The following is a 25643-nucleotide window of genomic DNA, read 5'->3' as shown; positions in this document are numbered from 1 at the left end:
ATATTGTCATTGGAGGAATGTAAATAAATGATTACAGTAAATAACGTTGGTTTGCGCTACGGCGATCGTAAACTGTTTGAAGATGTTAATATAAAATTCACGCCTGGTAACTGCTATGGATTGATTGGGGCAAATGGTGCCGGTAAATCCACATTCTTAAAAATCCTTTCCGGAGAAATTGAAGCACAATCCGGTGATGTTCATATGGGCCCTGGCGAACGCCTTGCCGTTTTGAAACAAGATCATTTTGCTTTTGAAGAAGAAGAGGTCCTTAAAGTCGTCATCATGGGCCATGAAAGATTATATGAAGTCATGCAAGAAAAAGACGCCATTTATATGAAAGAAAACTTTACCGACGAAGACGGTATGAAAGCTGCCGAACTTGAAGGCGAATTCGCAGAACTTAACGGGTGGGAAGCAGAACCAGAAGCTTCCATCCTTTTAAAAGGTCTTGGCATTTCCGAAGACCTTCATACAAAAAAAATGGCTGAACTAACTGGTGGCGACAAAGTGAAAGTATTGCTTGCACAAGCTTTGTTTGGCAAGCCTGACGTTCTATTACTTGATGAGCCTACCAACCACTTGGACTTAAAAGCGATTAAATGGTTGGAAGAATTCTTGATTGGCTTCGAAAATACCGTAATCGTCGTTTCCCATGACCGTTACTTCCTTAACAAGGTATGTACACATATTGCGGATCTGGATTTCGGGAAAATCAAAATTTATATCGGTAACTATGACTTCTGGTATGAATCAAGCCAACTCGCTCTTAAATTAACACAAGATGCCAACAAGAAGAAAGAAGAAAAAATCAAAGAACTTCAAAGTTTCATTGCGCGATTTAGTGCGAATGCTTCTAAATCGAGTCAAGCCACTTCCCGTAAGAAATTATTAGATAAAATCAACCTAGATGACATCCAACCATCTTCTCGTCGCTATCCTTATGTTGGTTTTTCACCAGAACGCGAAATAGGGAATGACCTGTTACGTGTAGATGGAATCACGAAAACAATTGATGGCGTAAAGGTATTGAATAATGTAAGTTTCATCATGAATAAAGAAGACAAGATCGCTTTTGTCGGTAAAGATGAAATTGCCAAGACTACCATGTTCAAAATTCTTGCTGGTGAAATGGAACCGGATAGCGGCACTTACAAATGGGGTGTCACCACATCACAAGCTTATTTCCCGAAAGACAACTCTGAATTCTTCGAGGGTGTCGATTTAACGCTTGTTGATTGGTTGCGTCAATACTCCCCTAATGATCAGAGTGAAAGCTTCCTGCGTGGTTTCCTAGGGAGAATGTTATTCTCTGGTGATGAAGTAACGAAAAAAGCCAGTGTTCTTTCCGGTGGAGAAAAAGTCCGCTGCATGCTTTCTAAGATGATGCTAAGTGGTTCAAACGTATTAATGCTTGATGAACCGACTAACCATCTTGATTTAGAGTCCATTACGGCACTTAATAACGGATTGATCAACTTCAAAGGGGCCATGATTTTCTCTTCTCATGACCACCAGTTCATTGAAACAGTTGCGAACCGGATTATCGAACTTACACCTAATGGGACGATCGACAAGCAAATGAGCTATGATGAGTACCTTGCAGACAGCCAATTGCAAAAGCAAATAGCTGAAATGTACAAATAAAAGAATAAACGTGAAAGAGCACATCCTTCCCAGGATGTGCTCTTTCACGTTTATAAAATGCAGACTTCAGATAATACCTTTTTACTAAAGCATGAAGGATGAAGTCCCGATTATGGAGCTGGTAATGACCATCAAAACGTTTAACATACATTATTCATGGGCTATCATGCTTTACTCGTAACCGTTCGCGAATAATTTCGATTGCTTCCTCAAGATTTTTAGCCTGGATTATAATTTTTCGGTCTTCCGTATAATGTTCCGCCGTATGTTTATACAAAGGATCATAGTAATATTCAAGTAAAAGTCCGACTGCCGAAGAATAATTACCCGATTTTAAATCATTTTCTATTTGAGTGGCAATGGGAGTATGAATTCGTCTTTTGATCCTCATGAATGCTTCTAGACATTCTTGCTCATGTTCCCAAGGCTGATAGTCCTCTAATATATGAAGAACTCTCTCCTCAAGAGGCAACTCGATGAATACTTGTATCCCTTGCTCTTTTTTTTCTAAAACAGAATCAGGTATTATAACTTTACCGATTCTTTTGCTTTCCCCTTCAAGCAGCACATAGGGTGATTGCTGCACATTCCGGATGCCTTCAAAAAGCAATGAATCAAACTTTTTTTGATTGTTCGGTTCCAAACCAATTTGCCCAAAAACGGACCCTCTATGGTTTGCCATCCCTTCGAAATCTAAAATTGGGTGTCCCTCTTCACTAAGACGGTGGAGTATGGTCGTTTTCCCTGTCCCGGTAAATCCATTTAAGACATAGGCTTCTGGTTTCCATTCTACTGTTTCTAATTTATCTACCACCCAATTACGGTAATTGCGATACCCCCCATCTAATCGAAGAGCCTTGATCCCCATTAATGATAGAACGGTTGCAGAGGTTCTACTGCGCATACCACCACGCCAACAAAAAACGGCTTTTTTGCCTTCTATTTCGGCAAACTCCTTTATGAAGCTTGGTAATTTCACTGAAATGATTTCAAGGCCTCGTTCTTTAGCAGCCTGAGCACTAACTTGTTTATATAGCGTTCCAACTTCTGCTCTCTCCTCATCATTAAAAAACGGGATATTAAGACTACCGGGAATGGTGGCGTCTTTATATTCAGATGGAGAACGTACATCAATCACCGTGAGTTCATTCTTATCTTTTAAATCAATCAATTCATCAACTGAAATATCTTGGAACACAATGTTTCCACCTTTCTGAATCTGTAAGAAAATACTTGGCGTTGAGGATTGAGAATAGAAGAAATCGGCTACCACCAATTTCTTCTAGCATGTTTTTTATACATTATACGACAAAGATATGCCCTGGATTCTCTTCCGTTACTTCCCCAATTATGGCCGCTTCCACCCCTGACTCTTGTAAATCCGATAATAATGATTCTGCTTCTACTTCTGCTACAGAAATCAAAAGGCCTCCAGATGTAACAGCATCACATAAAATCCACTGATCTACTTGATCCATCGTTTCTGGAAAAGTGACATCCCCTTGGAGATGTTCGAAGTTATTTTTTGTTCCTCCAGGCACAGCACCTGTTTCAGCCAACTCTTTTACCCTTGGTAATATTGGTACCTGAGCATGATGGATTCGCAGACCGGTATTGCTCCCTTTTGACATTTCTGAAGCATGTCCTAAAAGACCAAAGCCAGTAACATCCGTACAAGCATGAACATCGTAGGATTCCATCTTTTCTGAAGCTATTTTATTTAACGTAGCCATCACCTTTGTAACTCTGGCTATCTCTTCCTCTGTTAATAGATCCCTCTTAATCGAAGTAGTTAAAATCCCCACTCCAATTGGTTTTGTCAAAATGAGTTTATCCCCCGGTTTTGCCCCTGCATTCGTACGAACTCTGTCAGGATGCACAAGTCCCGTCACTGCAAGGCCGAATTTCGGCTCATTATCATCTATTGAGTGACCACCAACGAGAGTTGCACCTGCTTCTTTTAATTTATCTCCTGCTCCTCGTAAAATATCCGTCAACACTTGTTTATCCAATTTTGAGATGGGGAAGGCAACGATATTTAGTGCTGTTAATGGTTTTCCTCCCATTGCGTAAATATCACTGATGGCATTGGCAGCCGCAACCTGTCCGAATGAATAGGGATCATCCACGATTGGTGTAAAGAAATCCACGGTTTGAACGATCGCCAAGTCTTCATTTAAACGATATACACCAGCATCATCACTTGTATCCAATCCCACTAATAAATATGGATTGGGAATAGTCGGTGGTAAATTCCGTAAAACCTGAGCCAAGTCCGCTGGACCGATTTTACAGCCACAACCACCTTTTGAAGATAATGAAGTAAGTTTTACAGTATTTGAGTTTGTCATAATTATAAACAACCTTTCTTTTCGTCTTAATTATTATAAAACACTAAGTCAATAAAAGCATAATCGAGGCTTTAATTTGTGGAAATAACCTTTTTACATAAAAAAAACAAAAAATAGTGATATAATATACTGTCTTTTAAAATTCATTTATCATATTGGGAGGTAACCATGTCACAGCTAAAATCAACTCTTCATGATGAACAAACAACTAATAGAAAAGCTATATGGTTTATCGTTTCATTTTTAGTAATTGCCGTTGTCGGATTACTTTATATAAAATGGTGGCCCTATTACCAAAAAGGGATGTTAGCTGCCGATACGCACTCCATTGGTTCTTCTATTTTAGGAGACCCGTCTAGCACAACGCTATCTTGGAAATCTGCCTGGGACTATGCACAGGTTTATTTCTCATCCGTTTGGAAAGCAGCCTTGCTCGGAATCTTGCTCGGTTCTTTAATACAAGTATTATTGCCTACACAATGGCTTCTTAAGGTGCTTGGAAAAACATCGTTCGGCAGTACTTTAATAGCGGGCCTTGCTTCTGTACCAGGGATGATGTGTACGTGTTGTGCAGCGCCAATGGCTGTTGGGCTCCGCAAAAAAAATGTCTCAGTTGGAGCCGCATTGGCATTTTGGATTGGAAATCCAACCATCAATCCTGCGACACTCGTCTTTATGACTTTTGTATTGTCGTGGAAATTCACATTAATCCGCTTGATTTTCGGCATTATTTTAACTTTCGGGATCAGTTATTTAGCTAATCGCTTTGTCAAAGACCAACAACCCATTGAAATGGACCAGATCATAGCGGATGCAGAACCTACTGGCAGCTTTTTAACTAGATGGATGAAAAGCATTGGAAGTATGCTACTTTATATTGTTCCTGCATACGTTTTATCTGTATTGCTTTTAGGAGCAGCCCGTGTTTGGCTATTTCCTCAAATCAATTCGTCCGCAAACAGTCTAATCGCCATTGTTATATTTGCGATAGCAGGTATGCTTTTCGTAATACCTACAGCGGCTGAAATTCCAATTATACAGACATTTATGTCTCTAGGACTTGGCGGGGGACCAGCAGCTGCCCTGTTATTAACATTACCTGCAATCAGTCTTCCATCTTTAATAATAGTCGCAAAATCTTTCCCGAAAAAAGTCCTATTTTTTGTTGTCGCTTCCGTAGTTCTCCTTGGAATAATGAGTGGATTAGTAGGAATGATTTTCTTATAAAAGATTAAAAAGTATTTTTGCCGCTCCAAGCGATACAAACACCTCTTGGTACGTCAGAGAATCAAGAAAACCCACAGAGACAATTGACTCTCTGTGGGTTTCTTCTTCTTGAAATAAGAGAGGATGATAATTATCCTCTTTACTTTTCTTCCTTAATCTCAAGCATTTCATACCTTATTGTCTTTTTATTGGATGAATCAACAGATTCCTTCAAAACTTGCCCTACACCTTTTGCATAATAAGTTAAACTATATTCTTCCGAATCTTTTTCAGTCGTTTTAACTTTCACAGCATTTTCAAAGGTACCTGCTGAGGTCTTAACCGTTTCATTAACAGATTCGATAGTAAAATCAAACGGCTCTATACTCCACTTTTTTCCTTCTTCAACGGGATAGGCTAATATCTTATCCTGACCATAAAATAAACCATACTGGTTTTCTTTTTCTAAATAAGTATCCGCTCCATACCAAGTATCATACCCTTTTGATGTTCCAATAAAGCTTAGATCAAATATAAGGTCTTGCTTTTTCTTTGCATTGTACTCTTTAACCCTATATATTTTTTCCGTATCCTTTAGATAACTTGATTCTTTAGAAACCCCTGTCGTATCAGTTGCTTCTTCGGAGTTACTCTTCGGATCAAATACTACCTTAGATACAAAAAACATCAATATAACAATAATAATGAACGAAAATGCAATCAAGATTTTTACTGGTTTTTTCAATGATATCTTCCTTTTCTCATACTTTGTATTTTAAATCCTCTCAATCTTACCATAATAATATGATAGTGAGAAAATAAATAACCTTTACTTAGTTTACCCTTGATTTATAGTAATCTTACATTGCCACTGAATTTCCCTGAATACAGATTTACAATGCAATCCATGTCAAATCCCCCCTCACATGCATAGCCTGACGAAAATAAAGGTATATTGTTTAGTAAGGGGTGACCATAGTTGGAATCCAATATTGTAAAACAAACTTTTGAGGAAGCAGGATATCTTGCTTTATATGATAAGTTCAATTATCAATTTTATGTAACAGGATTATTCGAACCAGTAGGTCAACAAATCATTATTGAACGGTTTTTGGATTTATACAATATCGATGAACATCAACCACTCTTTTTTGATGACTTTTCTTTTTTCTTTAAATGTTTTCATTATTCCTATCAAAAGAATGAGTCCCTTTGTTTTCTACAACCTGAATGGGATGAAAATATACGTTAGGCTAAGATTGTCTTCCTATTCGCGTTTACAAATCATTATGTATTAGGGACACTACAATTAAATCAAAGAGCCCGCATAATCACTATACGGGCTTTTTCATCCTGCCTATTATGTTCCCCATCCATTTAGGGTCTGCTAGGTTTTTAAATAGTCTTTTCTAATTCTTCTTTTCCTGCAGCTATCGTCCTATTCGTTTCGGTATTATCATGATTGACTGTTGATGGATAGATACTACGTTTACCTGAAAAGTTATCAAGCAAGTCTTTTACATCAATGCCTGAAGATTCCTTTAAAGACTCTTGTAACGTGGCCATTAAATTTGTTGCATATGAGGTGACTTTGTTAGCACCTCCATTTACACCGTTTCCACCAGTATCCACTACCGTTATTTTATCAATGTTACCCAGTGGAGAAGCTATTTCTTTTGCATATTCCGGGAGCATTTTCAAAATCATATCCATCACGGCGGCTTGACCAAACTGTTCAAATGCCTCTGCAATCTTCTGTTTTGCTTCAGCCTCTGCTACCCCTTTTAATCGGATGATATCGGCATCTGTCGTTCCCTGGGCCCTTTGTGCATCCGCTTTGGCAAGTCCATCCAAACGGATACGTTCCGCTTCGGCTTTTGCCATCGCCTCTATTTTATACTTATTTGCATCTGCTTCAGTAATTTGTTTCATCTTATTTGCAGAAGCCGCTTGCTCCACCGAATAACGGTCTGCATCCGCTTTTTTCTTCACTTCAGAATCATATTGCTTTTCTCTTCGGAGAATTTCTTTTTCTTCTATTTCAATCTGCTTTTGCCTTTCGATTATCCTTATCTGCATCTCCTGTTCCATTACATCCTGCTTAGATCGGGCTGTCTCAAGGTCATAAGCTTGGTCTGCACGTGCTTTAGCAATATCTTGCTCACGACGAAATTCAGCGACCTTCAACTTATTGATTTTTTCGGCTTCTGCAATCTCTGTTGCCCTTTCGAGTTCAGCACGCTGGGCCTCTTTTGAAGCTTCAGCCCGTTTAATCCTGGTTTCTTTTTCAGCATCAGCTGTTGCAATATCCGCATCCCTTTTCACTTGTGCAATTCTTGGTTTACCAAGTGAATCAAGGTAGCCGTTTTTGTCCCGTACATCTTTTATTGTGAAAGAAACAATGATTAGCCCCATTTTCGCTAAATCTTGGGAAGCAACTCGCTGTACTTCCTGTGAAAATTTTTCACGATTCTTATATATTTCTTCAACTGTCATTGAGCCAAGGATAGACCGTAAATGTCCTTCTAGCACTTCACGAGCTTCCTGTTCACGATCATCCTTGGACTTACCAAGAAATTGCTCAGCTGCCGTAGCAATATCCGTTATGGAACTTCCAATTTTAATAATCGAAACACCGTCTGCCATAACTGGTACACCTTGTTCCGTATATACTTCTGGCGTTGATACCTCTAGCTTACTCGACAACAGGCTCAAAGGTTCTGCTTGCTGAAAGACTGGCAGAACAAATGCTCCTCCACCCCGGACAATTTTTATTTTATTTCCCGATTCATCAGAATGTACGTTTTTATTCCCTAAATAACTACCAGTGATAATTAATGCTTCATCAGGACCAGCCGTACGGTATTTCGTAACAAAGACAGCAATAAGTGCAATAAGTAAAAAAGCAACAATAGCAATAACGATCCATATTAAACTTGTCATAAACATTCCCTCCTCAACCCTCTTTAATTATAATGGGGCAGGACATAGACAACCCCATTTTTCACCTCAATGATCAAGACTTTAGTTTCTGAAGCGATTTGTTCATTTTTGAAACTCGCTGCAGTCTTAGAAATACTGCCACTATTACTCTGTATTAACACTTCGCCAAACCCGTCTACCGGGACTGTCGTTAAGACCATTCCCACCCTTCCCCTCAAATCATGATCATGAAAGGTTAAGCTTGACTCCGCCCTTGAAACGGGAATCAAAACAAACACATTCAGTAATGTGACGGTTGTTAATGCCAGTAACAAAGAAAGGCTTACAATCACACCGCCATGGAGATCTGTAGCTGATTCAAATAGAAAACCACTTGCAAAAAAGATCGTCAAAAAACTAAGAATCAAAGTAGGATTAAAAATATCCGGAAGTTCTAATCCAGAAAATACATCATTAAACAAAATGATTAAAAATGTCAGTCCTCCAGATATAATTAATCCATATAGATAGACGGTTTCTAGTGGTACTCCATACAAATCCATAATTTCATCCCTTACATAAGGTTTTCTTCTCCAAAAAAATCGAACATCATTTAATTTAGCCGCTACCTCCTCTTTCTTTTTATTTGATACTCTTTAGATACCAGGGTATAAAAACCATATTATACTTCAATTACCATTTATACGAATGAAAGCATGAAAGGTTTCACAATTATAATAAATACGGCTTAATTCAGACCTACTACAATTGCCCTACTTGGATAGGAATAAAAATGGGTCGTCATTTTTTTCATTATTCATTTAGAGGATAACCTATAGAAATAATGTACGGGGAAATTGTTATATTTAATCGTGGCATAGATAAAGCACCTCCTATGATTAATCGTCCTCAGGAGGTGCTACGTGTTTAATATTCTCTTGTATTTTTTTATTTTTACCTCTATATGGTCAATTGCCCTAAGTCCCGACTGCTGCATCGAATCCTCACGTATGGTAAAAACTTCAACTTAACGGGGGCTAACCTCGATTTTGAACTTTGTTTGGGACGTATAACTTTCGCCTGCCAAAAGCAGAATATCTCCAAAACCTTCAAATTCCTCCGCTCCTGGAGCAGCTTGGGTTTCAAACGTTATTCCCCCATGTTGACTTAATTTTTCTCCATGCATCAGTGGAACACCTTTCACAAAGTTTGCCGTGTAAATGACAACTGCTGGTTCATCTGTGTAAACCTCGACTGTTATTTTCCCGTCAGGACTAATTAATTTGGCTGCAATTTGATGAATTCCTGACGATGTAAGGAAAAATGGATGATCGATTCCTTGAACCTTTTCAACCTCTGCGTCAATTGCTTCAAAGGTTGAACGTAATTCCTTTGGCGTACGAAAGTCATAAGGCGTGCCAATCGTGCTTCGCTTTTCCCCAGTTACCGTGGTATCTTCATTTACTGGTGCAAATTCTTCAGAAAAGATTTGTAAGAAATGATTATCGATTGGATTGCTAGGGTGCCCTGTTAAGTTAAAATAGACGTGATTGGTCGGATTAAAAATTGTGTCTTTATCACTTTTTGCTTGATAATTCACTGACCAAGTATTTAAGTTATCCAATGTATACGTCACACTTACTTTCAAATTTCCCGGAAAACCATTCTCTCCATCAGGTGAATGAGTTGAAAAAATGATTGACGCACTTTCATCATTTTCCTTCACTTCATAACCCCAAACTTTTTCATCGAACCCGGGATTGCCACCGTGTAATGTATTACCCAATTGATTTACAGATGTTTTGTACCGGAATTCGCCAATTGAAAACTCACCATTTCTTATTCTTCCAGCCACTCTACCTATTGTAGCTCCATAATGTGTATCTTTTTGGTAATCCTCAATCGTGTCAAATCCCAATACGATATTATTGGGACCTGATTCCGTTTGAACAACAAGATTGACGATTCTTGCTCCAAAGTTTGTAACATCCATTCTTACTCCATGATCATTTTCCATAGTAAATAGCAAAGTATTATTTCCAAATGAGCTATGTGTCACTTTCATTATTTCCGCTCCTACTCTATTAAATTCTTTTTTTATAGTAAAAAGACAAAAGCCCGAAGTATTCACTTCGGCCTTAAGTTAGGAATCATAAGTTTATGATGTGCCTATAGAATATAATAACCAGATTACCCTACCTGATTTAACTGCTCCAAACCTCATAGGTGTAATTCAGGCACTTTCTCCCTTGGATTGTCTTATTGATTCGTTTTTTTCAATTTCCTCTAAAGAATGACCTCGCGTTTCAGGGACACATGTCCGGATAAATAAAACACCAAGCAAACATATAACACCGAATATTGCAAAAACTGCTTCTTGAGAAATTGAAGCAATCATGATTGGAAATAGCAATCCAACCAAGAAAGAGCCAATCCAATTAAATGATGAAGCTAATCCTGACGCACGTCCACGAATCACCAGCGGGAAAATTTCTCCAACTATAACCCAAGTTAAAGGTGCCCACGTGAATGAATAAAGCGCTACATAGATACTTAAAAAAACAACCATCATCATCGGATTTGCATTAGGAATTAATAAATTCAATATTGCCGGTAAAATAAAGGATAGCCCCATAATGGTTCCACCTATTGTCAATAAAGTACGGCGGTTAAATTTATCAGCAATCAATAGGAATATCAATGAACCTAGTACGAGAATAACCCCTTGTATAATTGGCCACAACAATACCGAGCTGGCTTCATTCCCTGTTGCTTTTTCGACAATCATAGGAATATAATAAAAAATTGCGTTTGCACCCTGGAATTGTTGAAACGCAGCGACACCCACACCTGCAAATACTAAATAACGGTATTTATTACTTAAAAGTGTACCCCAAGATGCCTTTTGATTTAACTCTGATTCCTTTTTGGCAGTTTCTTGAATTTGTGTTATTTCAGCATCAATTTGTTCTTTGTTAGAGCGAATATAGCCCAATACCTTACGAGCTTCACCAATTTTGTTTTTATTAATCAGGAAACGTGGTGATTCAGGTAACCTTAACACACCAATAAATAAGATCAAAGCAGGTACGGCAGCCAAACTAAGCATCAAACGCCATGCCATTGTTTCTGGTAAGTCTTTTAATAAATAAGCGATTATGTATGACAGTAACATTCCTGAGACAATCATTGTTTGATTAATTCCGGACAACCGTCCACGTAAACGGGCAGGTGCCATTTCCGACATATAGGCTGGGACCAACGCAGAAGCAGCACCAACAGCTATCCCTAATAAAATACGAGCAACAATCATAAAAAGAATTCCTTTATGAGGGGATACACCTGCTAAAATAGACCCAAAAGCAAAAATGATAGAAGATATTAAAATCATTTTGCGCCGTCCTAAACGATCAGAAAGTTGTCCAGCCAGGGCACCACCAAAAATAGCTCCAAACATCAAGGAAGAGGTGATCCAACCTATAGCACTAGGGTTGTTTTGAAGGTTCCAATCATTTTGTAGAAAAGGCAAAGCACCCGTCATAACGCCAATATCATAACCAAAGAGAATGCCTCCAAATGCCCCAAAAAAATAAATGAATCCACTTGAGATTTTCTTTTCATTAACCATTAATGTTTCCTCCCAAAGGTTATAAAATTACATTCAAAAAATCCCTATACTATAAAAGTATTAATTTCTTTTTAAGGACCCCTAATAGTTTACATTTATTGCTTATAAAGGATGAGTTCTGTGTCATTATTCAGTCAATAAAACGCTTTCATCCCATCCTAAAAAAAAGCACGCCTACAAATAATTTAAGGATTTACTAATCTAATTTCCCCCTCCAAGGAAGCCAATCTCCCGTGGAGGGGAAAGCATTACTTAATAACTACGTAATCCAAACCTACTAATTTTGCATAGGTTACGATTTGGTCTGTTGTTAAATTCAATGACACAACTGTATGGTGACCCCCACCATTCTCCAGCCAAGCTTTCACTCCATCTTGGAAGTTTGGCTTCACTTCCCAAAGTACACGGGCCACTGGAAGGTTTGGTGCTGGAACAGACGGTTCGAAAGCAGAAACTTCATTAATTAAAAGTTTATAGTTTGTACCAAAGTCAGCCATGGAAACAACGACACCATCTCCCGCTTTACCATCGAATACTAAACGTGCTGGATCTTCACGATCGCCTATACCTAATGGAGATACGATCATTTTCGGTTTATTGCTTGCTAAAGTTGGATCGACTTCCAGCATATGTGATTGTAGGATTGATTCTTGTCCGACAGCTAATTCATATGTGTAATCCTCCATAAAGCCAGTTGATTGATTATGGCTCATCACTTTCAGTAAGCGATCGAGTGCTGCCGTCTTCCAATCTCCTTCACCCGCAAAGCCATATCCCTGCGCCATCAAACGTTGGACTGCAAGACCAGGAAGCTGTTTCATCCCATATAAATCTTCGAAATTTGTTGTGAATGCCGTGTAACCACCGTCATCAAGGAAACGTTTGATTGCAATTTCATAGCTTGCCTGTACCTTTACGCTATTTTCCCAATCTTCCCTACTGTATGTACCATATTCAAATTCATAAAGTCCTTCATATTCTGCAAATAACGCATCAATTTCTTCGTCCGTAACTGCGTTTACATATTGAACAAGGTCCCCTATTCCAAAATAGTCAACTGTCCAGCCAAATTGGATTTGCGCTTCAATTTTATCCCCTTCAGTTACGCCAACGTTTCGCATGTTGTCTCCAAAGCGAGCGACCTTAATGTTGAAGCTTTCGTTATAAGCAACCGCTACGTCCATCCATTGAGCAATTTGTTGTCGCACTTCAGGACGCTCCCAATAACCTACAACCACTTTGTTTTGTTTATTCAAACGGGCATTGATAAAACCATATTCACGGTCACCATGAGCAGATTGGTTTAAGTTCATAAAGTCCATATCTATCGTAGCCCAAGGGATGCTTTCATTGAATTGAGTGGCTAAATGAAGCAATGGTTTTTGTAATAATTTTGTTCCACGTATCCACATTTTCGCAGGTGAGAATGTATGCATCCAAGTAATGACACCGGCAACTTCATCACGATAGTTGGCTTCTTTCATGATGTTTGTTATTCTATCCGCACTAACGGCTAAATCTTGCAAAACGATAGGGTATGGCAACATACCGCATTCATTTAATGCATCGGTTATCGTTTGTGCATGCGCCTTGACTTGTGCTAACGCATCTTCTCCATATAGATGTTGTGATCCTACGACAAACCAAAATTCTTTTGTTTCTGTTGTTAACATAATAACCCTCTTTTCTTAATCTACTGGTTTGATAATTTAATAGAGTTACTCTTATTTTTGACCATAATAAGCATTTTTTCCATGTTTTCGTAAATAGTGTTTATCCAAAATATTTTGTGGTAATTCTTTTGCAAAATGATTTAGTTCCCTTGTGAATAAATTCATTTTCGAAACTTCATCTAACACCACACTGTTCATGACAGCGGATTTTGCATCTTTACCCCATGTAAACGGACCATGACCATGAAGTAATACGCCAGGAACGGCTAAAATGTCCAATCCACGCTCTTCAAACGTTTCGATGATTACCTTCCCAGTCTCCACTTCGTACCCACGATCAATTTCCTCTTGTGTTAGATAGCGCGCACAAGGGACCGATCCGTAAAATGTATCTGCATGAGTGGTTCCCATCGCTGGAACATCAAGGCCTGCTTGAGCCCATATTGTCGCCCAAGTTGAATGAGTATGAACAATGCCGCCGATTTCTTTGTAATGCTTATAAAGTACTGCGTGAGTCGCTGTATCTGATGAAGGCCTCAGCTCTCCCTCAACAACATTGCCATCTAAATCGACAACTACCATATCACTGGGTTTCATTGTTTCGTAATCAACACCACTAGGTTTGATAACGAATAAACCACTTTCACGGTCAATGGCACTTGCATTTCCCCATGTATACTTCACGAGACCATATTTAGGCAAGTCTAAATTTGCTTGATATACCTCTTCTTTCAGTTGTTCTAACACGTTATCTCCTCCAAATTTCCAACTCATAACATCAAATGGTCAACAGCTGCCTGCTCAATTACTAAACCCTTCCTGTATCTTTCAATAAATGTTTCATATCCTTCAATATCTACTTGGTCAGGGTAAATTTCTTGCCCATCTATATCTTTGAATACTTTTTGGTCGAGGAAGTCTTCTAAACTTTCTTTTTGATCTTTATTCAGCATGTAAGAGGCAAGAATCGCCATTCCCCACGCTCCACCCTCTCCTGCTGTTGACATTACCGATACTGGCGTATTCATTGCAGCGGCAACGATTTTCTGTACAACAAGGGGGGTTTTAAATAAACCACCGTGAGCCAAAATACGATCAATCGCAACATTCTCTTCCTTTGTCAAAATACCCATACCGATATTTAAAGCACCGAAAGCAGTAAAAAGGTGAGTCCGCATGAAGTTCGCTAAATTGAAACGACTCTCAGGCGAGCGTACAAATAGTGGTCGCCCTTTTTCAAATCCTGTAATATTTTCACCTGAGAAATAACCATAGCTAAGCAAACCACCACCATCTGGATCCGCTTCCAAAGCCTTGTTCAACATTACTTCAAATAATTTATTTGTCTCAACCTTTTGTCCCATTGCCTCGGAAAATTCACGGAACAATCCAAGCCATGCATTGAGGTCACTTGAACAGTTATTCGCGTGAACCATCCCTACTGGACTTCCATTTGGTGTGGTAACCATATCAATTTCTGGATACACTTTTGAAAGCTCTTTCTCGAGTACAATCATGGCAAAAACGGAAGTTCCTACTGAGACGTTGCCGGTACGTTTTCGCACACTATTCGTAGCAACCATTCCCGTTCCAGCATCGCCTTCTGGTGGGCAAATCGGAATGCCTGGTTGTAAATTCCCGGACCTATCCAGGATTTTCGCCCCCACTTCGGTTAATTCACCCGCTCGCTCTCCTGACAAGTAAATTTTAGGAAGGATCTCTTTTAGCATCCAAGGATACCCTTTTGAAGCAATCAAATCATCAAACCGCTTGATCATTGATTCATTGTAATCATGCGTTGATTCATCAACTGGGAACATCCCTGAAGCATCTCCAATGCCAATTGCTTTATTACCAGTCAATAACCAGTGAATGTATCCAGCCAAAGTCGTAATACAATCAATACGAGGCAAATGCTTCTCTTCATTTAATATTGCCTGATAAAGGTGGGCAATACTCCATCGTTCAGGGATATTGAATTGTAATTGATCAGTTAATTCCTTTGCTGCAACACCAGTTGTTGAGTTACGCCAAGTTCGAAACGGAACAAGTAGCTCCCCTGTATGGTCAAAAGCCATATAACCATGCATCATTGCAGAGAATCCAATAGATCCAATTTTCCGAATTGTTATGCCGTAATTTCGTTCAACTTCTTGCTTCATTTCACTATAAGCTGTTTGCAGACCGGTGATTATATCCACTAAATTGTACGTCCAAAATCCATCTTCCAGAAGATTTTCCCACTCATAACTTCCAGATGCGATTGTTTCATAACGTTTATCTATCAACACCGCTTTTATACGTGTTGAGCCAAATTCGATTCCAAGTGAAGTATCACCCTCATTAATCGCTTGTATAATTTCTAATCGATTCGATTGCACGTTAATCCCCCTTTCGATAGCGCTTTCAATATACAGGAGGCGCTCGAATTCATTTATGAATACATTATATTTTTTGTACGTACATTTGTCAATAATCAATATTATTTATACTTATATCTTTTAAGCAACATCTTTCTCACTCTCCTAAAAAGGTAGTTAATTAGGAATAAGAAAATCGAATAACGTGAAATGATAGGGTAAAAAGCGGGTATTCATATCTATGCCTAAAACATAAACAAAACTGAGGTGATTTATTTTAATTCACTCAGTATTATGTTAAAATATGTACGTATAACTTTTAAGAGATAAACAAATAAGAATGCTGACAAATTCGAAAGAAGTGAGATTTAATGAAACCAAAGTATCAAATAATCGTCGATGATTTAAAAAATAAAATCCTTACAGGTGATTATAGTATAGGGGAACAAATTCCTACTGAGTCTGTTATGCAAGATATGTACAACGTCAGCCGACACACTGTAAGAAAGTCCATTTTAGAATTAGCAAACGAGGGATTCTTAAGAAGTGAAAAAGGTTCTGGGACATATGTAAGTAATCAATATCAATTAAAATCTGGTGGGAATTTCAAATATAAAACGATCGGTGTCATCACGACCTACATTTCAGATTACATTTTCCCTTCCATAATCCGCGGAATCGAAAAAAGATTAAATGAAAATAACTATTCCTTACTATTGGCCAGTACAAATAATGACGTCGAACAAGAAAAAAAAGCCTTGGAAATGATGTTATCCTTTGGCGTAGATGGTTTGATTGTTGAACCTACAAAAAGCAATCTATACAATCCCAACATTGCTTACTACCTAACATTCAAGGAACAAGAGGTACCATTCATCATGATTAACGCTTATTATGAAGAATTAGAAGTTCCTTTCTTTTGCCTAGATGATGTGCAATCAAGCTATCTCGCTACGAAAGAACTAATTTCCAATGGCCACACCCAAATTGGGTTCATTTCGAAAATGGATGATTTACAAGGAAAGTACCGAATGAAGGGATATATAAAAGCACTTGGAGAAGCAAAATTACGCTTTCAACCAGAACAATTGCTTTCATACACTACAGAAACGAAACTAGACTTACACAAGAACTTGAAAGGGTTCTTAAACGAAAATAGAGACGTGTTGACTGCCATTGTTTGCTATAACGACGAGGTAGGGTTAGAAGTAGTAAATGTATGCAGACAACTTAATATTTCCATTCCGGAACAATTATCAATTATTGGCCAAGACAATTCTTATATTGCGAAAAATGCTAATATCAAACTAACAACATTAACACATCCTCAAGAACAAATGGGTCATGATGCAGCTGATTGGTTAATCAAGAAATTACAAGGAAAGAAGGACTTACCAAACGAAAACTATTACCAACCAGTCTTAATTGAAGGGGAAACTGTAAAAAAGTTAGATATATAATAACACTAATTTGATGTAAATGATTGACTGCCTTCACACAGGCATCGATTATACCTATGTGAAGGCAGTCCATTTTGTTCCATTCTTCCTCATTCCATTCTCATATACAAAGTATTGATCATACACCAACGCCTATTTACATGATTATTGTTTATGATATTACTTTTCCTTTGAGAAATATCTAAGTTAAGCTGAATATTAGGTTTGTATAACCCTATATTATTTACAATCCCCCTAATTCGGAACTATTTTTGCAATCCGATTTCATTATACCCTTCAAATGTCAGAATAAATAAAGGATATTGACAGTACGTACTTTCTATAATAAAATTTTATTTGTTAACCAATTATATAAAATAGTTTACATTAAGGGGGAAACGCTTTGAATACCAATCATGAAAAATTAAGAATGATGATAATCACCGCTTTATTTGCAGCTATAATCGGCATCCTAGCTCAAATTACCATTCCACTTCCGCTTGTCCCGATTACGGGACAAACATTAGCAATCGGACTTGCCGCTACCATTCTTGGTTCTCGTTATGGCACTTACTCTGTAATTTTGTACTTGTTCATTGGAGCTTCCGGCATCCCTGTATTTGCAGAAATGTCTGGGGGGCTTGCAAAGATTTTCGGTCCCACAGGTGGTTATTTATTATCTTATATTCCTACAGTCTTCATTACTGGCTTGATATTAGAAAAAACTCGTTTCACCCTACCATTTGCTATCATAGCAAATCTAATTGGTATGATGATTACTTTGATCATCGGAACTATATGGTTGAAATATATGGCTTCGTTAACTTGGACAGCTGCCCTTGCTAGCGGGTTCGCACCATTTGTAATCGTAGGGATTCTTAAGGCCCTACTTGCCTCCTGGTTGGGTGTTTCCATTCGAGCAAGGCTTACTTCGGCGAAAATGCTTCCAAAGAAAAACATTTCCATATCTTAATATTTAAAAAAGACAGGGAGGATACCGTTTGGTTGGTATTCTCCCTATCTTTTTTGTTAATTAAGGGTAGTGATATTTTGTATATATAATACAATTAGAAATAAAAAAAGACTCTTTTCTGAAAAAAGAATCTTTTTTTATATGTATTTATTACGGTCCTATCCCCATAAGTCCGAATTTAAATAACATAGTAATAGTATGATAAACCCCTTTGTTTACCCCCATTATTTTACTACAACTTTCTAGGTTTGGCAACTCGAGAAGCAAAATATCAGGGAGGGATTACCAACCAAAATTATTTATTAACTACTTTATATACCTTCGTTTTTCCATCACTATAGGTTACTTCCAATTCGAACTCCTGATAACCGTCTTTTAAGTCAAATGCCTTGGTCACCTCTTTTATGACCTCGTCATCCTTCGAATCTTGTGTGAACTCAAGCTTTTCTAAGATTGGTGTCAATTCTTCCATGGCTTCATCACCTTGAACTTCATGTTTATTAAGTTCATCTTCAATAGAAGCCTCGGTTTTCGCTCCCATGGTATCATATTCCGCTTCATAATCATTATTATTTCCTTTGTAGTCTACCTCTAGTTTAAACGCTTTGAAAGTAAATGGTAGTTTTTCATTAACGTCTGTCCCTTTTTCAGGATTAGTCTCCGTTTGATTTTCATTTTCTTCAACCGGCGGATTCTTTACTTCGTCATCATCTCCACAGCCAGTCAATACAATCATGGCAGCAAATGGAATGGATAGTACTTTTAATGATCTTTTCATGGAAATTCCTCCTTTGGTTCTTACCTTATCTATTACCTAAAAGACAACTTTTAAAACACGGATATTTCCACAAAAAAAATCCCTCCATTTAAAGAGGGATGATATAGAGTAACACTACGAAAAAATGTGCCACAGAACCTGCAAGCACGAAAAGGTGCCATACGGCATGATGAAACGGAAATCCACGCCAGACATAAAAGATGGCTCCGAAAGTATAAAGTAACCCCCCGGCTATAAGTAACTGAATCCCCGGTTCTGGCATGGAGGCAGTTAACGGCCCCCATACAAGGACAATCATCCATCCCATAGCGATATATAGGATTGTGGATAGATAAAGAAACTTCTTAACGTAGAATGCCTTGAAAATGACCCCTATAACTGCTACTCCCCATACAACCGCTAATAGTGTCCATCCTAATGTCCCTTGTATGACGAGAACCATGATTGGTGTGTATGTTCCGGCAATGAAAATATAGATGGCTGAATGGTCAAAAATCTCAAACAGGTCCTTCGCTTTTCCTTCAGGAAAGCTATGTACTAATGTAGAAGCTAGGTATAAAAGGAGCATGGAAATTCCATATATTATCGAAATTAGCATCAACGAAGCAGATCCTTGCTTAGCAGAGAAGACGATTAACAATACAAGAGCAGCAATACTCATTAAAACACCAATTCCATGTGTGATTGCATTGAATACTTCTTCTTTTTTTGTATAAATATGTGTATTAGCCATATTACAACTCCTTAAGAAATGAACCATTTTTAAATTTCTTATCAATTATAACTTAGTCTTGCACAGCATTAAAGAAGGTTTTTCTCACTTGCCCCTTTACATTTAGAAATCTCAAAAAGCCTGACCGTCTTTTTGACGGCCAGGCCTAAACAATCAAATGGCAAAGTGGTGGCCACCGATAATTTTAATTACTTCTAATTTTTTCATCCATACACTGTCGGATATACTTGGATTCCAAAAGTACAGAGCATCATTCGTATAGCCATGTATCGCTATCGCTTCGTTTACAGCTCGGACTGCATCTTTTCCTGCTGCTTTGTTAATGCTACCATCACCGACAGGGGAGAATTGATTCTTTTGATAAATCACTTCTCGTACCGTTTCAGGAAATTCATTACTGTCAAGACGATTTAACACGACTCCTGCAACTTCTACCTTGCCACGATATGGTTCACCTTTTGCTTCCGCATGAACCAGTCTGGCTAATAGTTCTTTATCGGTTTCGTTCATGTATTGTGGGATAATTAACGTTTTGCCAACTTCAGCAACATTATTCTTGTTATTATTGGCCTCTTTTAACGTTTGAATTGGAACACCATGCTGCTTAGCGATATCCCATATCGATTCGCCTTGCTCAATGACATGTTTTTTAGCACCATTCGAAGCTTTACTTGTCGTTCCCCAAGGAAATGCTATGCCAAGTATAATGACGCTTAGAGTTATTATCATCGGTGACAATACTGATAATTTCATCCTTTACCTCCTCGTTAAGCACTTACCTAGAATAACAAAATCAAAATCAAAAAACAGCGCCAAATTATTCCCAAGGAAATCCAGAGATATTTTTACATTTTTTCAGTAGGACCTTCATAAAAAATAAATTAGTTCAGACAAATCATAGATTTTTGACTTCCCACTCTTCACGAAGCATCCCCATTCTGATGGAATCGTAATATATACCCTTATGAAAAATGCACTTCCTCATTCTTCCTTCGAGCTGCATGCCCACTTTTTTAGCGACTGCCATCATTCGCTCGTTCCCCGACCATGTCGTCAGTCCAACCCTTTCTATTTCTAAATGTTGAAATAGATAAGGAATAAACAGGTTAATGGCTTCCGTTCCATAGCCCCCGTTCCAATAATTAGGTTCATATATGGTTATACCTATTTCCAGCCACCTGGCTGCTACATGTTCCCAGTAATATACAATCGCACCGATTATTTGATGGTCCTTTTCTATTATTAATTCAGAGAAGACTCCTAATTTCTCATCGTATCTCCGTATTTTCACCTCATTGGTAATATATGTAGGGAAGTCCATAATTTCGTTAAGCATATATGGTGTATCCCATTCTCTCCAGATTGGTTTTTCTTCCCCGTACTTTAAACTCCATAGGGTTTTTAAATCTTCCTGCTGAACATTCCTTAATCGTACCTTTTCACCTTCAATTAAAATATCTCTCAATTACCTTCCCCCTGAATATTCTAATCTTTATCAGCTATCAATTTAATAAAGTACTGACGATCTCTAGGACCATCGAATTCACAGAAATACACTCCCTGCCATCTTCCCAGAACCAAGCTTCCTTTATGGATCAGGATTTGTTGGGAAGATCCAACTGTGCTGGATTTCAAATGAGCAGCTGTATTTCCTTCCATATGCATATCAAGCGTATGATTCCAAGGGAAGAGCTCGTCCAATCTCCTAAGAATATCCTTTTTGACATCCGGATCTGCATTTTCGTTAATCGTGATCCCTGCAGTAGTATGTGGACAATAAACAAGGGCTATCCCTTCTTGTATTCCCGTTTCCAATATATATTTCTGCACTTCTGTTGTTATATCTATCATATCATCTCTTTTTGTCGTTTTTACTGTACTTTTCTTCATCAAGGGCATTCCACTCCTTTTTTCCTTTTTATATTCTTCTACCCAATAAGATACACAAACATGCTTTATTCCACTGATTTTAAATTCCCTTTATGCAATTAAAGTACGTGGGTGGGTAATATAAAAAGCGGATTCAATAATTATCGAATCCGCTTTAATGCGTAAGATCTTAATTGAGTTTCTTTTTCCACAATCCTAATATCACGGCACTGATGAGGGAGCCTATTATAATGGCCAATAAATAAAGGAATGGGTGATTAACTAAAGGAATTACGAACACTCCCCCATGCGGCGCAGGTAACGTGACATTAAACGCCATCGTTAATGCACCAGCAGAGGCTGCACCGATTACACTGCTAATAATGACCCTGAGTGGATCAGCTGCGGCAAAGGGAATCGCACCTTCCGTTATGAAAAAAGCTCCCATAAAGTAATTCGTAAACCCGGATTTTCTTTCCGTATCGGTAAATTTACGTTTAAAGAATGTCGTCGCGAATGCAATCGCCAGAGGTGGAACCATTCCACCTGCCATAACCGCGGCATGGGGCCCAAAACTCTGTGCTTCGATAGCCGCAATTCCGAAAGTGAATGCAGCTTTATTGATTGGCCCACCCATATCTACGGCCATCATTCCGGCAAGTATCACCCCTAAAAGAATGGCATTTGTACCTGATAAGCCCTGAAGCCAATTCGACAACCCTTGATTGATTGCAGTAACTGGTTCATTGATCACGAACAACATGATTAAACCTGTAATTAACATGCCGAACAACGGATAAAGCAATACCGGTTTAATTCCCTCTAAAGCTTGTGGTAGCTTAGAGAATACTTTCTTCAATCCAAGAACAACATAACCGGCAAGGAAACCTGCAATCAGGCCACCAATGAAACCAGCATTGGACTGTGCGGCCAAAAGCCCACCGACCATACCTGGAGCAAAGCCGGGGCGATCAGCAATACTTGAAGCAATGAACCCTGCCAAGACTGGGACGAGGAAGAAAAAGGCTCCACTAGTCCCTCCACCAATATCACTTAACGCTTTGGCAATGGGGTTATATTCAGGTTTTGTAGGATCGGATGCCTCTATTCCAAAAAAGAAAGATAGTGCGATTAAAATTCCACCACCAACAACAAAGGGGAGCATATTACTTACACCGTTCATCAGGTGCTTATAAATATCAAGCCTCCCTTTTGGTGAGGTTTCTTCTGATTTACTATCTACTTTAGAGCCTTTGTAAATGGGTGCATCCTGATTGGCTGCCCGTCTAAGAAGCTCATCTGGCTTCCTAAGCCCTTGGGCAACGGGGACGATGAGAACCCGCTTACCATCAAATCGATCCATCTCGACTTTTTTATCCGCCGCAACAATGATGGCATCCGCCTCGGCAATTTCCGCTGCAGTCAACCCGTTCTTTATTCCTGTCGATCCATTCGTTTCCACTTTGAAATCAAGACCCATTTCCTTTGCCTTAGCCTTTAAGGCATCCGCTGCCATATATGTGTGAGCGATTCCAGTTGGGCATGCTGTAACGGCCAATATTTTTGCAACACCACTTGTTCTCATTGTCTGTTCTTCATTTTCTTCTCTTTCTTCCTGATCTGCTTCCTGTTCTTTTTGGTTGATAATTTCAAGCACTTCTTCATCGGACGTCGTAGAAATTAATCGTGACCTGAAATTTGCGTCCATTAATAATGAAGACAGTCGAGAAAGTGTTTCTAGGTGATCAGTATTCGCCCCTTCACTGGCTGCAATCATAAAAAATAAATGGGCCGGCTGGCCATCAAGCGATTCATAATCAATCCCCGAAACCGATTTACCGAAACAAATGGCCGGTGTTTTGACTGCACTGGTTTTTGCATGTGGGATGGCTATACCCTCACCTATGCCCGTGGTACTTTGTTCTTCACGTTTCACAATGGCGGACTTGAAACCAGCTTCATCATTTAAACGACCTGATTGAGCTAACTTCCCGGCTAGTTCGTCAATAACAGATTGCTTTGTCTCACTCTGTAAATCAATTATGATGGTATCCAATTTTAACAAATCTGTAATTTTCATTGAGCTATCCCCCTTTAATCTCGCTGATTTCGATTTGTGGCAACAATTCTTCAATTAATTCCATCGTACATAGGTCGGATGAAAACGCTGTCGCACTGCCTGCGGCCACACTATAACGAAAAGCGGTAAATACGCTCTCCGTTTTTTCAAACATTCCGATGAATCCCGCTACCATGGAATCACCCGCACCCACTGAGTTGATGACCCTTCCCTTAGGTACATTTGCAACGTATGATTTCTCTTTAGTGCAAAGCACAGCGCCATCGCCTGCCATCGATACGATTACATTTTGAGCTCCGGCTTCCACAAGTTTCATACCATATTTACTTGCATCCTGGACATTTTTGATCTCTGTTGAATAAAGCTGTGCTAATTCGAGATGGTTGGGTTTGACCAGAAATGGCTGATACTGTACCACATCCAGCAGTACTTTCCCGCTCGTATCTACAACCACTTGAACACCCTTCCCCGAACACATTTTCATCATCGTTACGTATACATCTTTGGGAAGGCTTGTTGGGATGCTTCCTGATAAAACCAGAAAATCATCCGTTTGAAGATTACTAATTAAGCTAAGTAGTTGCTGATAACTTTCTTTAGGTATTTCAGGTCCTTGACTATTTATTTCCGTCTCGATATCTGTCTTTAACTTAATATTGATCCTGGTGTCCCCATTTATTTCTGTGAAATTTGTATAAACCTCTTCATTATTTAAACATGCTTTTACAAACTCACCAGTTTGTCCACCTATAAAGCCTAAAACAGTCGTATCGTTTCCTATCCTTTTCAATACCCTCGAAACGTTAATTCCTTTACCTCCAGGATATTTCTTATCCAAACTTGTTCTATTCACCGACCCGATCTGGAAATTCTCCACCTCAACCAGGTAATCTATGGACGGATTAAGTGTTACTGTATAAATCATTAAATCGTCACGACCTTTATTTTGGAATTTTTTAAGAGCTGTTCAACAGCTTCCTCGTTATTATTGTCCGTGAGCAAAATGGTTCCGCTTACATCGGCGACTTTAGCAAAAGTGACTTCATTCAATTTTGAACTATCGGCAAGCACATAGCTTTCACTGGATAAACTTATTGCCATTTTCTTCAAAAGCGCTTCTTCAGGATCTGGAGTTGTCAAACCTAATTCAGGATGAATACCATTCATCCCCAAAAAGCACTTATCGAATCGGTAATTACTTAAAAACTGAACCGCTTTACTGCCAACAACCGCATTCGTGGAAAATTTAATGGACCCACCTACTATTAAGGTGTTTATTTCTAGTTCGATCAATTTTTGAATATGCATGAGGCCATTCGTTAAAACGGTTACATTCTTATCCTTTAAGTAAGGAATCATTTCAAAGGTGGTTGTACCTGCATCTAGATAAATACAGTCATCATTTTCAATAAAAGATGAAGCCAACCTTGCTATGAGTTTTTTTTCAGATATTGCTTTATTTTTCTTTTCCATAATTGTGGGTTCCATGCCTTTTCTTTGAAGCAAAGAAGCACCACCATGAACACGTTTTAAATAGTTTAATTCCTCAAGTTGAACTAAATCCCGCCGAATGGTAGATTCTGAGGCTTGTATATGATCGACTAGATCCTGCAATTTTACTATCCCTTGTTGCTTAAGCAGCGAGAGGATGATTTCATGCCTTTCTGTTGTCAACAATAACCTCACCCCCAATATATTACCATTATCATATCTTGATTTGTCAGATTAATCAATCAAAATCGTTCATTTAATTTCAAAATCGTTCAACAATATTTAAAAACAGTCATTTTTTTAACAAATGGATGGTTTATACGGATAGTTAAAAGTTATGAGTCAAGTGAGAAGGTATTCGGATCCTTCTTTTTAACAAAAAGAAACCTCCGTCCTGATGAACTGTGCCCTATAAAATGGACAGTCTAAAAAAAGACCTATAGTTTAAACAGCTAAAAGATGGCTCCCGTATTGTGCGGGAGTCATTCTATTT

General features: G+C 38.5%; 23 protein-coding genes. 5 read left to right on the top strand and 18 right to left on the bottom strand.

The window, feature by feature from the left end:
• The first annotated feature begins 27 nt into the window (after positions 1-27).
• Complete coding sequence (locus ACIQXN_RS16575) at positions 28-1647, top strand: ABC-F family ATP-binding cassette domain-containing protein (RefSeq protein ID WP_402968910.1); 1620 nt, start codon at positions 28-30, stop codon at positions 1645-1647.
• Positions 1648-1801: 154 nt separating this feature from the next.
• On the opposite strand, the gene mnmH is transcribed toward ACIQXN_RS16575, so the two are convergent.
• A complete protein-coding gene (mnmH, locus tag ACIQXN_RS16570; protein ID WP_402968907.1) occupies positions 1802-2845 on the bottom strand; it encodes a tRNA 2-selenouridine(34) synthase MnmH in 1044 nt (347 codons plus the stop codon).
• A 103-nt stretch (positions 2846-2948) separates the two neighbouring features.
• Positions 2949-3998: a selenide, water dikinase SelD gene (selD, locus tag ACIQXN_RS16565; protein ID WP_402968904.1), complete on the bottom strand. Its 1050-nt coding sequence runs from the start codon at positions 3996-3998 to the stop codon at positions 2949-2951.
• 168 nt (positions 3999-4166) lie between these two features.
• On the opposite strand from selD, the gene ACIQXN_RS16560 reads away from it, so the two are divergent.
• On the top strand, positions 4167-5225 hold the full coding sequence (locus ACIQXN_RS16560; RefSeq protein ID WP_402968902.1) for a permease: 1059 nt from the start codon (positions 4167-4169) through the stop codon (positions 5223-5225).
• Positions 5226-5364: 139 nt separating this feature from the next.
• Here the strand turns inward: ACIQXN_RS16560 and ACIQXN_RS16555 are convergent, their stop codons facing one another.
• Positions 5365-5949: a hypothetical protein gene (locus tag ACIQXN_RS16555; protein WP_402968899.1), complete on the bottom strand. Its 585-nt coding sequence runs from the start codon at positions 5947-5949 to the stop codon at positions 5365-5367.
• A 234-nt stretch (positions 5950-6183) separates the two neighbouring features.
• Here ACIQXN_RS16555 and ACIQXN_RS16550 point away from each other — a divergent pair, with 234 nt between their 5' ends.
• On the top strand, positions 6184-6456 hold the full coding sequence (locus ACIQXN_RS16550) for a hypothetical protein (protein WP_402968896.1): 273 nt from the start codon (positions 6184-6186) through the stop codon (positions 6454-6456).
• A 143-nt stretch (positions 6457-6599) separates the two neighbouring features.
• Here the strand turns inward: ACIQXN_RS16550 and ACIQXN_RS16545 are convergent, their stop codons facing one another.
• The 7 genes from ACIQXN_RS16545 to ACIQXN_RS16515 all read right to left on the bottom strand — a co-directional run bounded on the left by ACIQXN_RS16545 (position 6600) and on the right by ACIQXN_RS16515 (position 15808).
• On the bottom strand, positions 6600-8147 hold the full coding sequence (locus tag ACIQXN_RS16545; RefSeq protein ID WP_402968893.1) for a flotillin lipid rafts scaffold protein FloT: 1548 nt from the start codon (positions 8145-8147) through the stop codon (positions 6600-6602).
• Between the two features lie 23 nt (positions 8148-8170).
• Positions 8171-8689: an NfeD family membrane protein gene (locus tag ACIQXN_RS16540; protein ID WP_402968890.1), complete on the bottom strand. Its 519-nt coding sequence runs from the start codon at positions 8687-8689 to the stop codon at positions 8171-8173.
• Positions 8690-9153: 464 nt separating this feature from the next.
• Complete coding sequence (locus ACIQXN_RS16535; RefSeq protein WP_402968887.1) at positions 9154-10191, bottom strand: aldose epimerase family protein; 1038 nt, start codon at positions 10189-10191, stop codon at positions 9154-9156.
• Between the two features lie 168 nt (positions 10192-10359).
• Positions 10360-11754, bottom strand: coding sequence for a sugar porter family MFS transporter (locus tag ACIQXN_RS16530; protein ID WP_402968884.1), 1395 nt, complete (start codon positions 11752-11754; stop codon positions 10360-10362).
• Between the two features lie 248 nt (positions 11755-12002).
• Positions 12003-13427 carry an L-arabinose isomerase gene (gene araA, locus ACIQXN_RS16525; RefSeq protein ID WP_402968881.1) on the bottom strand — a complete coding sequence of 475 codons (1425 nt, stop codon included), beginning with the start codon at positions 13425-13427 and terminating at the stop codon, positions 12003-12005.
• Between the two features lie 51 nt (positions 13428-13478).
• A complete protein-coding gene (locus tag ACIQXN_RS16520; protein ID WP_402968878.1) occupies positions 13479-14174 on the bottom strand; it encodes an L-ribulose-5-phosphate 4-epimerase in 696 nt (231 codons plus the stop codon).
• A gap of 23 nt (positions 14175-14197) precedes the next feature.
• Positions 14198-15808 (bottom strand): xylulokinase, encoded by a 1611-nt coding sequence (locus ACIQXN_RS16515; protein ID WP_402968875.1) that lies wholly within the window; start codon positions 15806-15808, stop codon positions 14198-14200.
• A 350-nt stretch (positions 15809-16158) separates the two neighbouring features.
• Between ACIQXN_RS16515 and ACIQXN_RS16510 the strand changes: the two genes are divergently transcribed.
• Positions 16159-17247 carry a GntR family transcriptional regulator gene (locus ACIQXN_RS16510; protein WP_402968871.1) on the top strand — a complete coding sequence of 363 codons (1089 nt, stop codon included), beginning with the start codon at positions 16159-16161 and terminating at the stop codon, positions 17245-17247.
• Positions 17248-17659: 412 nt separating this feature from the next.
• On the top strand, positions 17660-18199 hold the full coding sequence (locus ACIQXN_RS16505; protein ID WP_402969070.1) for a biotin transporter BioY: 540 nt from the start codon (positions 17660-17662) through the stop codon (positions 18197-18199).
• 295 nt (positions 18200-18494) lie between these two features.
• On the opposite strand, the gene ACIQXN_RS16500 is transcribed toward ACIQXN_RS16505, so the two are convergent.
• The 8 genes from ACIQXN_RS16500 to ACIQXN_RS16465 form a co-directional block, all read right to left on the bottom strand.
• Positions 18495-18977 (bottom strand): YusW family protein, encoded by a 483-nt coding sequence (locus ACIQXN_RS16500; protein WP_402968869.1) that lies wholly within the window; start codon positions 18975-18977, stop codon positions 18495-18497.
• A gap of 88 nt (positions 18978-19065) precedes the next feature.
• On the bottom strand, positions 19066-19710 hold the full coding sequence (gene trhA / locus ACIQXN_RS16495; RefSeq protein ID WP_402968866.1) for a PAQR family membrane homeostasis protein TrhA: 645 nt from the start codon (positions 19708-19710) through the stop codon (positions 19066-19068).
• A 153-nt stretch (positions 19711-19863) separates the two neighbouring features.
• Positions 19864-20463: a cell wall hydrolase gene (locus ACIQXN_RS16490; RefSeq protein ID WP_402968864.1), complete on the bottom strand. Its 600-nt coding sequence runs from the start codon at positions 20461-20463 to the stop codon at positions 19864-19866.
• A 142-nt stretch (positions 20464-20605) separates the two neighbouring features.
• Positions 20606-21175, bottom strand: a complete 570-nt coding sequence (locus ACIQXN_RS16485) for a GNAT family N-acetyltransferase (protein ID WP_402968861.1) — start codon at positions 21173-21175, stop codon at positions 20606-20608.
• 20 nt (positions 21176-21195) lie between these two features.
• A complete protein-coding gene (locus ACIQXN_RS16480) occupies positions 21196-21600 on the bottom strand; it encodes a secondary thiamine-phosphate synthase enzyme YjbQ (RefSeq protein ID WP_402968858.1) in 405 nt (134 codons plus the stop codon).
• 169 nt (positions 21601-21769) lie between these two features.
• A complete protein-coding gene (locus ACIQXN_RS16475; protein WP_402968855.1) occupies positions 21770-23659 on the bottom strand; it encodes a PTS fructose transporter subunit IIABC in 1890 nt (629 codons plus the stop codon).
• 4 nt (positions 23660-23663) lie between these two features.
• The gene (gene pfkB, locus ACIQXN_RS16470) at positions 23664-24584 is read right to left on the bottom strand and encodes a 1-phosphofructokinase (RefSeq protein WP_402968852.1); all 921 of its coding nucleotides are present in this window, start codon (positions 24582-24584) and stop codon (positions 23664-23666) included.
• Positions 24584-25336: a DeoR/GlpR family DNA-binding transcription regulator gene (locus ACIQXN_RS16465; protein ID WP_402968849.1), complete on the bottom strand. Its 753-nt coding sequence runs from the start codon at positions 25334-25336 to the stop codon at positions 24584-24586. Before ACIQXN_RS16465 ends, pfkB begins: the two co-directional genes overlap by 1 nt.
• Positions 25337-25643: the final 307 nt, after the last annotated feature.

Source organism: Peribacillus sp. NPDC097295 (assembly GCF_044761665.1).
Lineage (GTDB): Bacteria > Bacillota > Bacilli > Bacillales > DSM-1321 > Peribacillus.
This window is presented reverse-complemented; position numbering and strand designations above follow the sequence as displayed.